General features: G+C 47.9%; 13 protein-coding genes. 9 read left to right on the top strand and 4 right to left on the bottom strand.

Going from position 1 to position 14,461, the window contains the following annotated elements:
* The 3 genes from G1ANC_RS01815 to G1ANC_RS01805 form a co-directional block, all read right to left on the bottom strand.
* Positions 1-1,034 (bottom strand): polysaccharide deacetylase family protein (locus G1ANC_RS01815; RefSeq protein WP_164997965.1); only part of this gene is annotated, 1,034 nt, incomplete at its 3' end.
* Complete coding sequence (locus G1ANC_RS01810) at positions 1,034-1,750, bottom strand: thioredoxin domain-containing protein (protein WP_129693328.1); 717 nt, start codon at positions 1,748-1,750, stop codon at positions 1,034-1,036. The genes G1ANC_RS01815 and G1ANC_RS01810, both read right to left, overlap by 1 nt.
* Positions 1,747-2,355 carry a hypothetical protein gene (locus tag G1ANC_RS01805; RefSeq protein ID WP_129693327.1) on the bottom strand — a complete coding sequence of 203 codons (609 nt, stop codon included), beginning with the start codon at positions 2,353-2,355 and terminating at the stop codon, positions 1,747-1,749. Before G1ANC_RS01805 ends, G1ANC_RS01810 begins: the two co-directional genes overlap by 4 nt.
* A gap of 201 nt (positions 2,356-2,556) precedes the next feature.
* Here G1ANC_RS01805 and G1ANC_RS01800 point away from each other — a divergent pair, with 201 nt between their 5' ends.
* From G1ANC_RS01800 to G1ANC_RS01760, 9 genes are all read left to right on the top strand, one after another.
* Positions 2,557-3,099, top strand: a complete 543-nt coding sequence (locus G1ANC_RS01800) for a PadR family transcriptional regulator (protein WP_129693326.1) — start codon at positions 2,557-2,559, stop codon at positions 3,097-3,099.
* Positions 3,080-3,817 carry an ABC transporter ATP-binding protein gene (locus G1ANC_RS01795; RefSeq protein ID WP_129693325.1) on the top strand — a complete coding sequence of 246 codons (738 nt, stop codon included), beginning with the start codon at positions 3,080-3,082 and terminating at the stop codon, positions 3,815-3,817. Before G1ANC_RS01800 ends, G1ANC_RS01795 begins: the two co-directional genes overlap by 20 nt.
* Positions 3,814-6,036, top strand: coding sequence for an FtsX-like permease family protein (locus G1ANC_RS01790; protein WP_129693324.1), 2,223 nt, complete (start codon positions 3,814-3,816; stop codon positions 6,034-6,036). Before G1ANC_RS01795 ends, G1ANC_RS01790 begins: the two co-directional genes overlap by 4 nt.
* Positions 6,037-6,154: 118 nt before the next feature.
* On the top strand, positions 6,155-6,949 hold the full coding sequence (locus tag G1ANC_RS01785; protein WP_129693323.1) for a basic amino acid ABC transporter substrate-binding protein: 795 nt from the start codon (positions 6,155-6,157) through the stop codon (positions 6,947-6,949).
* On the top strand, positions 6,946-7,668 hold the full coding sequence (locus G1ANC_RS01780) for an amino acid ABC transporter permease (RefSeq protein ID WP_129693322.1): 723 nt from the start codon (positions 6,946-6,948) through the stop codon (positions 7,666-7,668). Before G1ANC_RS01785 ends, G1ANC_RS01780 begins: the two co-directional genes overlap by 4 nt.
* Positions 7,652-8,374, top strand: a complete 723-nt coding sequence (locus tag G1ANC_RS01775; protein WP_129693321.1) for an amino acid ABC transporter ATP-binding protein — start codon at positions 7,652-7,654, stop codon at positions 8,372-8,374. Before G1ANC_RS01780 ends, G1ANC_RS01775 begins: the two co-directional genes overlap by 17 nt.
* A gap of 36 nt (positions 8,375-8,410) precedes the next feature.
* Positions 8,411-9,169, top strand: a complete 759-nt coding sequence (locus tag G1ANC_RS01770) for a hypothetical protein (protein WP_129693320.1) — start codon at positions 8,411-8,413, stop codon at positions 9,167-9,169.
* A 57-nt stretch (positions 9,170-9,226) separates the two neighbouring features.
* Positions 9,227-11,551 carry a peptidase domain-containing ABC transporter gene (locus G1ANC_RS01765; protein WP_129693319.1) on the top strand — a complete coding sequence of 775 codons (2,325 nt, stop codon included), beginning with the start codon at positions 9,227-9,229 and terminating at the stop codon, positions 11,549-11,551.
* Positions 11,548-12,888, top strand: a complete 1,341-nt coding sequence (locus G1ANC_RS01760) for an HlyD family type I secretion periplasmic adaptor subunit (protein WP_129693318.1) — start codon at positions 11,548-11,550, stop codon at positions 12,886-12,888. Before G1ANC_RS01765 ends, G1ANC_RS01760 begins: the two co-directional genes overlap by 4 nt.
* Before the next feature lie 38 nt (positions 12,889-12,926).
* On the opposite strand, the gene G1ANC_RS01755 is transcribed toward G1ANC_RS01760, so the two are convergent.
* Positions 12,927-14,357 (bottom strand): hypothetical protein, encoded by a 1,431-nt coding sequence (locus tag G1ANC_RS01755; RefSeq protein WP_129693317.1) that lies wholly within the window; start codon positions 14,355-14,357, stop codon positions 12,927-12,929.
* Positions 14,358-14,461: the final 104 nt, after the last annotated feature.

The following is a 14,461-nucleotide window of genomic DNA, read 5'->3' as shown; positions in this document are numbered from 1 at the left end:
GCTTTCGCACCATATTGATCCAAGATGTCCAGTAGGTGTGCAGTGTATGGTCCCGGCCCGTCATCAAACGTCAACGCAATCACTTTATTGCCAGTGGTTGGTGCAGGTGCTGGCGCAGCGGGCGTTGGTGTTGGTTCTGGCTTTGGCTCGGGTGGCTTGGGGAAGTTAGCTAGTTTTTGAGCCGTTGGATTTTGTAGGTATTTGGCAACGGCAGCGGCCGGCACTTTGATGGTCAGCTCACCGTAGGCTGATGGCAACAGGGAGGCTTGTCCAATTGGCCAAGCTAAGGTGTTACCGTCGTCGGTGATGGTGAAATTTGCCAATGTTTCTTTGGTGATCATCTCCTCAAGATTTGCTTCTGGTTGGTGGCGTTGTTTGATGGTTTGTGCGACGTCGCGCTGAGCAGCCGCTACAATTGCCCTGGTGGCTTCCTCTGATTTTTCAGTCAAATTATCCAGGCTAATCACCTCGCCAGAGTCTTTATCAAAGGTCCAAAATAGCGTTAACGACACCGGATGGGCGCCGTGCATGTCTTGTTTGATGTTGACGATGATCGACAGCGCTACGGAATTATTGTGCGTGACTTGGTAACTGATGGTTTCGGTCATTGGTCGGTCAAAGGTGATGGTGCTCGACGAGGTGTAGCGAAAATCACTGTCGGCGCGGTCAATTGCTCGGGCGATGAGTTTGTTGATTTTGGAATTGCTGGTGATTGGGTATTCAATTGAGACCTTTTCGCGTTTGGTGTCGCGCGTCACAAACTTGGAGCGAATGCCGGCATAGCGCGAATCGGTGAAATAGTATTTTTCATCTTCCAGAATGGTTGGGCGCTGGACGGGTGGTTGTATGGATTGGAGATAAAATAACGCTGCCATGGCGGCTACCGCCAGCAAGAGTAGGGTGGTGAATAAAACACTGCTCAGCTTGGATGTGTTGTAGGATGCTGTGTTGGTTTTTGCCTCACGGCGAGGTTGAGTTGACGGTCGTTCTTTTGATGATTTTTGAGATTTCGTTTGCGTTTTTTTGGCAGACATTAGTTCACTCCGCCAGCTTTCAAGATCGCCTTTAAGCCAGTTTCACCGCCAGCAAACCCACTGGCAACATAATCATTGATCACCATGTATGGCAGGCCGCTCACACCAAGCGAAAGAGCTTTTTGAGTGCTGTCATCAATCTCTTTTTGGTGTGGTTTTTTGGTCATACAGTCAGCAAATTTCGCCTCATCCATACCAATATGTTTAGCAGACGCCAGGAAATAGTCTAGCGGCAGTGGTGGAATTTTTTGCGGTACGGCAACGTTTTTCACACCAACTCCTTTGTCAAAATAGTCACGTTTAATGCGCGGCACGATGTCGTGCGTGTATTGCCAATATTTGTCTTGGTCGGCGGCGCAAAAGGCAGCGTGAGCGCCAGTTTCCGTATTGTCGGTAACTTCTTTGAGTAGTGTCACTACGCGGTGTTCGTAGCGAACTTTGCCTGATTTGATATACTCATGTTTGAAGAAATCAGCGTTGGTGGCCGCCTCAACTTCGGCGCAGAATGAGCAGAAATAGTCAGTGTAGTCAACGAACACATGTTTGGCCTCGGCAGAGCCTTGCGACATCTTTTCATTCCACGGCTTGCCGTCACCAACGTGGCGATTTGGCGGACGATTAACGATGCCGTAGATAAATAGGGCGACAATTGCCGTGATCAAAATACCTGAAATAACCCAAATGATTGCTACGCCCGCTGATTTTTGTCGATTCATAGTTCCTCCTGTTTTGCTAATTCGGTATACATAAAGGCGATTTGTCCAGATTTGTAGAGTGAAAAGAGGCTTAACAGTAGGGCTAACATCAGGACGATGGTGCCAGCGACGGTGGCGGCAGTGGCGGCGGCAGCGCCTGAGAAGAATACAGCTACGAGCGGTAGGATGAGTGAGGTGCCGCAGGGAACGCAGCCCAGGCCGATGGCAGCAGCCATAGAGGCCAAGCCGCTGAGTCCGACTTGTCTGGTGACCGACTGTTCATTGCGTTTATTTTTCTTGGCAGTGAAAATGACGACGGTGATTGACAGTCCTTGGAGGAGTGACACCACAAGGAGTAATGCGCCATTTAGTGAGCTGAAACCTTGGTTGAATATATCAATGAACATGGTTCCGATAAGGGATATTTTGTCTAGTATTGGCAACCGCGACATCATCAGTGGGCCGTAAAAATTGGCGTTGATGGCAAAGAAAATAATAAGCGCAAACAGCACAAACAAGACAATTGCCAGTAGCAAGTAGGGTGGTAAGCTGAGAATTTTACCAACGCCCATCATGGCTGACTTGATGGACTGCTGTTTGTTGTATACTCGGCAAAATTGAACCATGCATCCATTATACGTCAAAATTGCATAATAGTATGCATTCTGGTGCAGTTTACTCGCGTTTGGGCGGTGGGCTACGGAATGAGGTGGTTGTGATGGGGTAAAACGTACGGCAAGAGGGTGGAGAGTTGGTTGCCAAGATAAACTATACACTGAGTGTATAAAACTCTTGCAATAACTAAACACTGGGTGTATAGTAAGAGTATGAGCGTTCAATATACACTGTTAGGTTTTTTAGCGGAAGAGTCAAATTACGGCTATGAGTTGAAGAAAAAATATGACGGTTATTTTGGCAAAGATAAGCCAATTTTAACTGGTCAGATATATTCAACTTTGGCGCGGCTCAAACGCGATAACAAGGTCAAAGAGATTGCCGATACCAGCGAATCGGGCGGGCCGGATCGGGTTCGGTATGAAATTACCGATGAGGGCAAGCAGGATTTGCAAGCGTGGCTGGAATCACCAGAGGCGCCGTCGCCGCAACTACAAGCAACGATGTACATTAAAGCGGTGCTGGCCATTTTGAAAGACGGCGATGCGTCACCGTATCTGGATAACCAACGGCAGGCGCATATTCAGCGGATGCGCGAGCTGACAGCTCAGCGGCGCGATAGTAGCTTGTCGGACATGCTGCTGATCGACCATGCTTTGTATCATTTGGAGGCGGATTTGCGCTGGATTGAATTAACTATTTCGCGGTTAACGCGGCTAAAGGAGGAAATTTTGCATGAGCAAACCAATAATTAGCGCTAAAAATATTAAGAAGTCGTTTGGGCAAACGCACGCGCTGCGCGGCGTCAGCCTGGATGTCGAGGCGGGCGAAGTGCTGGCGATTATGGGTCCGTCAGGTTCTGGTAAGTCGACGCTGCTGCATAGCTTGGCGGCGATTACCAAGGTTGATAGCGGTGAGATTGATTTCGACGGACGGCGGATTGACAAACTGAGCGATGATCAGCGCAGTATTTTACGGCGCACCAGCTTTGGTTTTGTCTTTCAGTTTGGACAGCTGGTGCCGGAGCTAACGGCGTTGGACAATGTGGCGCTGCCGCTGCTACTGAACGGTGTCAAGCGTAAAGAAGCCTATCAGCAGGCGAAAACATGGCTGAATAAGGTTGAGCTGGCGAGTAAAGCTGACAGTATGCTCGGTGAATTATCGGGCGGACAAATGCAGCGGGTGGCGATCGCCCGGGCCATGGTGATTGAGCCAAAAGTGCTGTTCGCTGATGAGCCGACTGGTTCGCTGGACAGTCTGAATTCAGAGAGAGTTATGGAGCTATTCATTAAAACCGCCAAAGAGCATGGCACAACAGTCATCATGGTAACGCACGAGCCGACAATTGCCGCCTATGCCGACCGGGAAATTATCGTGCGCGATGGGCAAATTTCCGGCGCGGATGCAGCGGTGAATATGGCGCAGAATACCCAGCCAAATCTTAACAAAGCCAGTGCGAGGACTACCAAATGAGTGTTAGCTGGATGTTACTCAAAAAATCTGGCCGCCAGTCAGTAGTGCGTTTAGGCTTAACAGCGGCAGCAGTAGCGCTAGGGATTATGCTGGTGTGTTATTTCGTGGCTGGCACCAACGGACTGTTGGGTCGCTCGAACCGCGTAGTCATTGGCAGTATCGCCGCTGATGCAAGTAATAATACGGATTCACAAAAACCAGTCAAAGGCGTCGATCCATTGAAGGTTATGGCATGGCAGCCAGGCAATACGTCGAAGTGGCGCGATCAATCGATCAGTGTTTATTCGATGTACGGCACGGACAAGTCGCCGCAGTTTGCCAAGATGAAAACGCCGCGTCCGGGCGAATATTATCTGTCGAGAGCGCTAGCAGAGTTAGTTGCTGATTATCCTGAGGATAATATTTTGGCGCGGTTTGGCAAGAACACTAAGTATTTGGGCCTAATTCCTGACGAGTATGTCGAGACGCCAGATACGCTGATGATGGTGCGCGGCATTGATAGCCAGGAGGTGGCGCAAGCTGATACTTTGGCAAAATCACGCCAGCAGCCATCAGCGTTTGCGGATATTTACAAGACGGACAAAGAAGGTAAAAAGACGGTATCCTTTGATCCTTTTTCCGTGATGATTCTGGGTGTCGGCGCGACAATCTTGCTATTCCCAGTGGTAATTTTCGTGTCGGTAGCGACGCAATTAGGTGCTGCTCAGCGCGAAAAACGCTATGCGGCGCTGCGGCTGATTGGCGCTACTAAAAAACAGGTAGCGCGAGTGCTGATGCTGGAGTCGTTTTTGGCGTCGACGGTCGGTGTGCTGATTGGCTTGACGATATTTTGGCTATGGCAAGCGCCGCTGCTTAATTTCAAAATGAACGGCGAAGGTATGTGGCCAAGCGACTTGAAACTGAGCATCACGCAATACACATTAATTATCGTTCTGACGCTGGGACTGACGATATTTGTCAATTGGCGGCGAATGCGGCGGGCGCAAATTTCGCCGCTGGGCGTGTCGCGGTCGGTTGAAAAAGTTAAAAAATTGCGGATGTGGCGAGTGTTCGTGCCAGCGATTGGTATCGCGATTTTCGCCTGGATGTCTTCCAAACTGGGCATGGACTGGTTGAATGATAATAAGGAGTCAGCTTTGCCGTTAATACTAATGACGTCGGCGCTGATGCTGATTATGTTCGGGCTGATTTTGGCAGGTAGCTGGCTGACTAATAAGATTGCGCTGTTGTTGGCGCGCTGGTCGAATAATGCTTCGGCGTTGATTGCTGGCAAGCGTACGGCGGTGCACTCGCCAACGGTTTTTCGCAGTGTTAGCGGCGTGGTGTTGGCGCTGTTTGCTGGCAGTTTTTACTTGACGGCAACTAGCGGTATTGAGGGCTTGAACGCTCAAACAGTTAAGGATAATGGCTATTCGCAGCTGAAGGCTGGAACAGCAATGATATCTAGCCATTCGCTGCCTGATGACATGGCGCAAAAGCTAGCTCAACAGCCGTATATTAGCTCGGTGGCAGTGATTTATCCGCAGGAAAAGGGTAGTGCTATTCGCTGCCGCGATTTGGCGAACTATACTGAGCATGTTTGTCCGAGTGATGCTAGTCCAGATCAATTCGCGCTGCTGAACTTTGAAGAGCCGGTTGTTAAAAACGTTAAGCTGGTTGATAAACAAATCGCTACTGACGGCGGCAAAGAATATTTAGTAACGGTCAAGCACGAAAACGACATTGATAAATTGCGAACATTGGTAGCGACCAATGCCAATAAGTACGATTTTAACTTCGTGGTTAGCGGAAGATGGGCCAAACAGCCGCATATCAATCCGTCAATTCGCGAGTTAGCTGATTTGGCTTATGTCGGCATCGGCGTGACGCTGTTCGTGGCGGTTGCAAGCTTGATTGTTTCGACGATTGGCGGGCTGATGGAGCGCCGGCGCTCGCTGTATACTTTGCGGCTGGGCGGTATGCGCCTCATTCAACTGAAACGCTTGGTGATGGTTGAGTCGGTGGCGCCACTGCTGATTACTTCTCTTCTATCGTGCAGTATTGGTGTTTGGACGGGGGCGGTATTTACGAAAATGTTCTCGACGACGCTGAAGCCGGTGTTAACACCAACCTACTTTGCCATCGTTGGTCTTGGGCTACTGACGGCCATCATCGGTATCTACTTGATTTTGCCGATGGTCGACAAGCTGACGCGGGCGGAGGCTAACCAAACCGAGTAATTTTCCTCGCGGAGAGTAATTTAATGAAAAGCGTTTCAGTTGGCGGCTGGGACGCTTTTTCTTATAAAATTCGATAAAACTCTTACGCTTTTAGTTTGATGCGCGTATACTATAAGTTATGAAGAGGGCAAAAGCACTGCGAAAAATGGCGACTTGCCTGTTTGTAGCGGCCTTTTTAGCGATGATTAGCTGGATGCTGTATGATATACTGCAGCGCGACAGTAGCATCTCCAACGATACCAACGTGCTAGTCATGGGCACAAACGCGACATTTAAACCTTTTGAGTATAAAGATGGCGGCCAGGTGGTTGGCTTTGATGTCGAATTGGCGCAAGCTATTGCCAAAGACATGGGCAAAGAGCTAAAAATCGAGGATATGTCGTTTGATGGCTTGTTGCCGGCGCTTGAGAGCGGGCAAATCGATATGGCTGTGGCCGGTATGTCGGTGACCTCGGAGCGCGAGAAGAACGCGCTGTTTTCGGATCCGTACTACCAGGCATCACAGCGAATAATTGTACCCAAAAATAGCAAGATAGCGAATAAGTATCAATTAGAACACAAAAAAATTGCTGTGCAGCTCGGTACGACGGGCGACCAGGCAGCTTCTAAAATTAAGGGAGCGCAAGTCGTGCAATTCCCGGCAGCGCCGAATGCTTTGCAAGAATTAGCGGCTGGCAAAGTTGACGCAGCGGTGATTGACGATGCGCCGGCTAAGCAGTACGTCTCTGGGTTTCCTTCGCTCAAAATTATCAACACGCCGCTGAGCAGCGAAAGCTACGCGATCGCTTTCAAAAAAGGCAATACCGAACTGGCCGAGCATGCCAACAAAACGATTGCCAATATGAAAGCCGACGGTCGTTACCAAGCGTTGTTGCAGAAATACTTTGGCACGGCGAAGGAGCAGGCACCATGAATTTTGGCGAAGTGATTTTTGGTGACGGGCGCTGGGTTTATCTGTGGCACGGACTAGAAGTAACATTGGTTTTGACAGTATTATCGGTGGCATTAGGTGTAATTATCGGCATAATTATCGCGCTGATGCGGGTGTCAAAAATCCGTCCGTTTAGTTGGCTAGGGCGCTTTCCGCAGCTGAAGCGTTTGGCTAGGTGGAATCCGGTGGCTGGTCTTGGACGTTTGTACGTTGAAATCATTCGTGGTACACCACTGTTGGTGCAGCTGCTTATTATGTATTATGTAGTGTTTGGATCGTACCGTTTCATGCCGAAAATTTTCGTGGCGGCAATCGCCTTTGGTATTAATAGTGGTGCTTATGTGGCGGAAATCATTCGTGGCGGCATAGAGAGTATTGATAACGGACAGCTAGAGGCAGCGCGCTCGCTTGGTTTGAGTTATCCGCAGGCGATGCGCTACGTTATTCTACCGCAAGCGATGAAAAATTCGCTGCCAGCGTTGATTAGCGAGTGCATTGCTATGCTTAAGGAAACGTCGGTGGTCGGCTGGATTGGCTTGGGTGATATTATGCGTGGCGCTGACGATATCCGCTCGTTGACAGCGACAGCATTCCAGTCGTTGTTTGCGGCGGCGGTGATGTATTTAGCGTTGACGGTTATCTTTACGAAAGTGATGCGGCGTTTCGAGAAGGGAGTGCAAGCTGATGATCAGGACGCGTAACCTGCGCAAATATTTTGGATCCAACCACGTGCTGCGCGGGATTGATTTGACGATTGAGGACGGTGAAGTACTAGTGATTGTCGGGTCGAGCGGCTCGGGTAAATCGACGCTGCTAAGATGTTTGAATTTACTTGAAAAACCCACTTATGGATCGGTTTTTGTTGATGACGTTGACATCACTCAACCGCACGTTAATATTAATAAAATCCGCCAGCGTATCGGTATGGTGTTTCAGCAATTTAATTTATTCCCTAATATGACAGTGCTAGATAATATCAAATTAGCGCCTAAGAAACTACGCAAAGTATCGGATCGTAAAGCGAATCGGCGAGCCAAAGAGCTGCTTGAGCAGGTTGGTTTAGCTAACAAAGCCAACGAATATCCGCAGCATCTGTCGGGCGGCCAGCGGCAGCGAGTGGCTATCGCTCGAGCGCTCGCTATGGAGCCAGAAGTTATGTTGTTTGATGAGCCGACTAGCGCGCTTGACCCAGAAATGATTGGCGAGGTGCTTGACGTGATGCGCGATTTGGCTAAGCAGGGCATGACCATGGTGATCGTCACGCATGAAATGAGCTTTGCCCGTGAAGTTGGCACACGGATGATTTTCCTTGACAAAGGCGACATCATTGAAGACGGTCCACCTAAACAAGTAATGGATCATCCAAAGACTGAGCGAGCGCGCCAGTTCTTTGATGCTGATAAATAGCATAAGGTCAACAATACATGCTAAAATAAAATAACTATGGCAAATTTAAAAGCATCATCTGCTGAACACGAAAAGCCTAATAAGCATCTGCCGGAACGAAACGTTAAAAATGAAGCCATCATAGTTAGCCAAGCGGTTGGTATGTTGCTGTTTGGCGCAGTGATGGTGGGTTTGCTAGCAAACCCATTTCTTGTTATTCCGTTGTTTTTTGTACCGCCTTTGTTTGTAGCTTATTTATCATTTATTGCTTTATTGTTTGTAGAAGGCGTTGTCGTTTTGAAACAATACCGGCGCGTGGATCGCTACCGTCAGCGTATTACTGCGCTGAGCGTGATACTACTTTTGCCTGTATTTGCCGTGATTTTTAATACATTAGCAGCGGCTGCTACATTATTGCATGCATACGATATTGTTTATATCGCGAAATTGCTTACATCGCCTTGGGTACTTCTGGGGTTGTTCGTTGTGGCTGCTGTTGGCTTGTTATATTTGTGGCGATTGCTACGACTTCCGGATCGGTTGTATTGGGAGCCTCTTCCAGTATCTTCATTGTCAAAAACACAACATAAACAGCAAGAGCGCGGCTTGCGGCTGCAGCGAATTGGTTTTGGCCTTTTTAGCATCCCATTAGCCATAGCTATCGCAATTTCTTTCGCGGTATCGCAGATAATGGTTGGTCCAGACAGTGGTTTTGGCGGTAGTGCCATATTTAACTACGCGTTGCTAGCCTTTCTTTGCGCTGGCATACCGTGCATCGTGGCTGGTTTGATATGTTTTGCTAAGAGCGAGATGTAATTGTTTAAGCTTTGAGTCGATAATTTCCTCTGATATAGTCATTAATCAGAGGAAAGAATGGTTAGTAAACGAGAAAAACCAGATAAAGATAGTCAGGCGCCGCCGGTTAAAAAGCACGCTAGTGTTAAATCTGCATCAAAGAATCGTGAAAAATTACATGATGATTTGGCAAATAAAAAGTCTGGCGGCAAGTTAGATCCTGGTCTGTATTGTTTCACGGCCATCGCTCAGTTTCATGGTATTCCTGCCGACCCAGAGCAGATTGCTCACGCGTTAGCGATTGATCCGCGTGTGGGTATGAGTGAATCGGATATGCTATGGGCGGCGCGTTCGCTCAAATTGAAGGCGCGGGCGTCTACGGTTAATTTTAAGCAATTAGCGAAGTTGCCATTGCCGCTGATCGTTGGTATGAAGGATGAAAAGTTTGTGGTGTTGGCGCAAATTGCCGAGGATGATATGGTGGCGCAACTTGCTGATACTAAGAATGACAGTCGCCGCAAAATTAAAGGTTCTGGTAGAAATATCAACAGTAAATTCCTCATTCTACCGCCAAATGGCGGGCCGCCGCAGGTGATGTCGGCTGAGGACTTTCAGGACAAATGGACTGGCCGCGTAGTACTATTTACGCAGCGTTTCTGGAAAGAGGCGGACAGAAAATTCAATCTCAAGTGGTTTATTCCGACGATTATCAAATATAAAAAACCATTGCTGCAAGTCTTGCTGGCGGCGCTGGTGGTGCAGATTATTGGTATTTTTACGCCAATTCTGACGCAGGTTGTCATCGATAAAGCTCTCGCACATCACAGCGTCTCGACGCTTGACGTCATTGTTGGCGGGCTGGTAATTATCGCGCTGTTTGAGGGGATGCTCGGCATCGCTCGCAATTATATTTTCACGCACACCACCAGCCGAATTGATGTAATTTTGAGTTCGCGGCTGTTTCGGCACTTATTTGCTTTGCCGCTGCGGTATTTTGAAACTCGTCGAGTTGGCGACACCACGGCGCGGGTATTGGAGCTGGAACGAATTCGGGCTTTTTTGACTGGCACGCCGATGACCGCGCTGATCGACATCAGTTTTATGTTTGTTTATATCATCGTCATGTTGTTTTATAGCACAACATTGACGTGGGTGGTATTGGGCAGCCTGCCGGTATTTGCGATTTTGTCTTGGATAATCACGCCGCTGCTTCGCCAGCGTTTGGATGAAAAATTTAACACTGGCGCCGAATCTCAATCATATTTGGTTGAGTCGATTACTGGCGCACAGACCATCAAATCGTTCGCGCTGGAACCACAACTGCAGAAAAATTGGGAAGGCCGGTTGAGTAATTATGTTCGCGCTAGTTATAAAACTAATTTACTGTCAGGCAATGCTGGCGCGCTCGGTCAACTCATTCAAAAGATTTTCGACATTGCTATTTTATGGTTTGGCGCGCATATGGTGATGGCGGGCAGCTTGACTATCGGCGGACTGATTGCTTTTCGAATGCTGAGCGGTCGAGTGAGCGGCCCAGTACTGCGCCTCGTGCAATCATGGCAAGATTTTCAACAAACAGGTATTTCCATGAAGCGGTTGGGTGATATTTTCAACACCAAGCCGGAGCCGACGCTTGATCCAAGCAAGTCGCGTCTGCCAAGTATTACTGGTGATGTGCGGTTCGAACACGTGCGTTTTCGTTATGCACCAGATAGTCCGGAAGTTATTCGTGACGTATCGTTTGGCATTCGTCCTGGCACGGTGGTCGGCGTGGTTGGGCGCAGCGGTTCGGGTAAAAGCACGATTTCTAAATTATTGCAACGATTGTATGTGCCAGAATCAGGCAAGATTTTGATTGATAGTGTCGATATTACTACTACCGATCCGAGCTGGTTACGCCGGCAAATCGGTGTGGTTTTGCAAGAAAACTTTTTGTTTAATGCCAGCGTGCGCGATAACATCGCCGTGCATGTGCCGAGTAGTAGCATGGACGATATCGTAAGGGTGGCGAAAATTGCTGGCGCGCATGAGTTTATTACCGAATTGCCAAATGGTTACGACACGATGGTTGGCGAAAAAGGCGAGGGCTTGAGCGGCGGGCAAAAGCAGCGCATCGCTATCGCCCGGGCGTTGCTACATGACCCTAAAATCCTGATTTTTGACGAAGCGACATCAGCGCTTGATTATGAATCGGAAAATATTATTCAGCGAAATCTAAAGCAGATTACGGCTGGCCGAACGGTTATTATCATCGCGCATCGTTTGTCAACGCTCAAGTCGGTCGATAAAATCATGGCAATTGATCGCGGCCAATTGGTTGAATATGGTACGCCGGCGGTGCTACTGAAAAAGAACGGTTTGTATGCATATCTGCATCGGCAACAATCAGGAGACGAAGTATGAGTTGGCTAAAACGCGACCGGTTGCAGTATGAATTTTTGCCAGCGGCGGAGGAGATCGTTGAAACGCCAGCGGCACCGTTGGGAGCGTTGGTAGTTTGGTTGGTTGCATTGTTGTTGATTGTGGCGTTAGCGTGGTCATACTTTGGCAGGATTGATATCGTTGCGGTAGCTAATGGTAAAATCTCTACTGAAGGTAGCACTAAGGTTATCCAGCCGGCGGTTTCTGGCGTGGTGACAAATATTAATGTGCATGAAGGCCAGTGCGTTAAAAAAGGCGAAACTTTGTTGGCGCTTGATAAAACCACTGCCGAAAAAGATGTTGCTACCGCCAACCAAAGCCTTAACGCGGCGCGAGTCGAGCGCGATATTTTGCGGCGGCTAGCTGTTGGCGGCAACACTGATGAGATCATCAACAATGCAGATTTGCCAGATGATACTAAAGCCATGTTGCGGCAATTTGCCAGTTCGCAAACCGCACTTTCTGCGGCCAGGCAGCAAGCTGTAAATGGTACGATTTCTAACTACCAGCAACAATTACAATTTAATCAGCAAGCGAAAAACCAGCTGGAAACCAACGCGCAAAATCTTAAAAATCGCAAAGCCGAGATTGAAAAGCAATTGCCAAACGCCAATCCTGTCGACAAGCTACGCCTACAGAATGAACTGAGTAATATTGATCAGCGAATCACTAGCGCTGATAGTGCCGTGCTTGGTCAAAATCAGCAACTGCTGCAATCGCAGTCGGCGCTCACTCAGGCGCAAAATCAATCGCAAACCCAAACTGCCGAAACCAACAGTGCTTTTAGTAACCAAATCATCACAGCAGAAAAGAGAATCATTGAACTGGAAAATAATCTAGTAAAGGCCAAGCAAATTTTAGCACAGACTACCATCACTGCGCCTGTCGATGGTACGGTGCTGTCGCTAACGGTGAAAACAATTGGCGGTGTGGTCAACGCTGGGCAGCAGCTGGCGCAAATTGTGCCAGAAAAAGTGCCACTCTACGTTGATGCGGCGCTGGACAATCAAGATGTCGGCTTTGTTAAACCTGGCCAGCGCGTGGTCGTTAAAGTCGCTACTTATCCATTCCAGCGTTACGGCTACCTGGAGGGGGCGGTTGAAAATATTAGCCCTGATGCTATTCAGGATGATAAGAAAGGTCTCATTTATAAAGCTAAAATCAAATTGAATGACGACAAAAGCTCCAAGCAAAATCAACTCAAATTGCTGCCAGGCATGAGCGTCTCCGCCGAAATCACCACCGGCCAGCGCCGCATCATTGAATTCTTCCTCGACCCGCTGATGACTAAGGCGGATGAGAGTTTGAAGGTGAGGTGAAATAATATTTGGCGCGCAGCATGGATAGCGCAACTTATTTATATTTCTGACGCGCTATTAAAATAACGCACCGTCATGCGCCGTAGTAGCTGATATAATTTATCAACGTCGCTATCTTTACGGATGATTCCGCCTGGACGCGAAAGCTTATTGTCTGACTCCATCTGGACGATAGTATAAGTCAGTAGATTGAGTAAAAACTCAACACTGTATCCTTCGCTGTGAACAATTTGCCGGCGGGCGCTGTCGATTGATTTTAACATTGGCTGGTAGTCGGCGATATCAATATTAAACTTAGCTAGGGCGATTTGCAGTGACTGCATAAATGTCGGGCGAGCAATTAACTTATAAATATCTTTTTCTGGGCGCAAATAAAAATCGCGGACATCGTCCGCTAATTCAGACTCAATTGATTTAATCGCTGCTAAAACTTTTTGGATGTTATGAATGGTCTGCTGTTTGGCGCTACGATTTTGTCGGCGAATTTCACGTTCGGCGATCGCTTCGGCGAAACTTTGTAACGCGAAAATTAGGCTGGTAATGTTCATATGTACAGCGTTGGAACTGTTACGAAAGCGGTAATCAATCAGCCGCGAGAATGCCAGTCCAATTTTGCTCGACGAACCAAGTTTTTTATGATGACCAGGATTCAGAAAAAAGTAAACCATCTTGGCTAAATTATCAGCGTGCATCTGTGACTGAATGCGCGGGATTGAGCGATAGGATGGCGAACTGGTTGATAGGGCATACAAATGAGGATTAGCTAAATATAAACAAACATCATCGCCAAGCTGTATTGAATCAATCGTGCAGTCTATTGAGTCGAAAAAGCTAATCCAATACAGCTGAAAAGCTAGTAGGATATTGCCTAAATTATTAAACGAAAAAGAGTATTTTTGGCAGGTGAAGCTGTATCGCAACTGCGATTCGAGCTGGATGGGCGGTTCACCGCGGACTTGGCTGGAATTAATTTTGGTGGCGTATCCGGCGAAAATTGACGCGCGTACACCGCAGTGAATGGAAGAATCCAACTTCGTCGAGACGGCGCGTTTGATGAGCTGGCTGGACATGCCAGCAGCGTGCGATTGAAAACCTAAGTTGTCTGGTGCGTGTTGGGCGAGCGTGGTGATATGAGCGCTCGAATATTTGCGCAAAGGTATAGTCAAACCATCCATCTTGGTAGATTGCCAGTGCAAATAGGCACGAATATTGTACGCGATATTTTCTGGCGCGCCTTGGATGAGAGTCTTATTGTAAAATACAAACGGCGCGATGCAGTCATTTCTGGATTTGATAATAATCAGTACTTTGTCAAATTTTCCAGACGTCAAGAATGTTATTGATGCAGTTAATTTGGAATTTGCCATATCAAACTGGCCGTAGCCCGAAGCGATTATTTCTTTACTCTCGGTATCCAGGTAAAACGCCTTGCCGATATATAAGTTGTTGCGGCGATTTTTATATTTCATGGCTTTATTATAGGTTAATCTTTTGTGTTTGTGGTAATTTGATACGATCGCTGTAAGGTCGCCAGACTGGTGACATTTCCTGTGTCCCATTCGTAAGAATTATT

The sequence above is a fragment of the Candidatus Nanosynsacchari sp. TM7_ANC_38.39_G1_1 genome (genome assembly GCF_004138385.1).
Note: the sequence above shows the minus strand (reverse complement) of the source record. Positions and strands in the feature narration are given on the sequence as shown.

Coding starts and splice junctions, on each gene's coding strand:
- G1ANC_RS01810 (WP_129693328.1), bottom strand. CDS start 1,750: ATGAATCGACAAAAATCAGCGGGCGTAGCAATCATTTGGGTTATTTCA.
- G1ANC_RS01805 (WP_129693327.1), bottom strand. CDS start 2,355: ATGGTTCAATTTTGCCGAGTATACAACAAACAGCAGTCCATCAAGTCA.
- G1ANC_RS01800 (WP_129693326.1), top strand. CDS start 2,557: ATGAGCGTTCAATATACACTGTTAGGTTTTTTAGCGGAAGAGTCAAAT.
- G1ANC_RS01795 (WP_129693325.1), top strand. CDS start 3,080: ATGAGCAAACCAATAATTAGCGCTAAAAATATTAAGAAGTCGTTTGGG.
- G1ANC_RS01790 (WP_129693324.1), top strand. CDS start 3,814: ATGAGTGTTAGCTGGATGTTACTCAAAAAATCTGGCCGCCAGTCAGTA.
- G1ANC_RS01785 (WP_129693323.1), top strand. CDS start 6,155: ATGAAGAGGGCAAAAGCACTGCGAAAAATGGCGACTTGCCTGTTTGTA.
- G1ANC_RS01780 (WP_129693322.1), top strand. CDS start 6,946: ATGAATTTTGGCGAAGTGATTTTTGGTGACGGGCGCTGGGTTTATCTG.
- G1ANC_RS01775 (WP_129693321.1), top strand. CDS start 7,652: ATGATCAGGACGCGTAACCTGCGCAAATATTTTGGATCCAACCACGTG.
- G1ANC_RS01770 (WP_129693320.1), top strand. CDS start 8,411: ATGGCAAATTTAAAAGCATCATCTGCTGAACACGAAAAGCCTAATAAG.
- G1ANC_RS01765 (WP_129693319.1), top strand. CDS start 9,227: ATGGTTAGTAAACGAGAAAAACCAGATAAAGATAGTCAGGCGCCGCCG.
- G1ANC_RS01760 (WP_129693318.1), top strand. CDS start 11,548: ATGAGTTGGCTAAAACGCGACCGGTTGCAGTATGAATTTTTGCCAGCG.
- G1ANC_RS01755 (WP_129693317.1), bottom strand. CDS start 14,357: ATGAAATATAAAAATCGCCGCAACAACTTATATATCGGCAAGGCGTTT.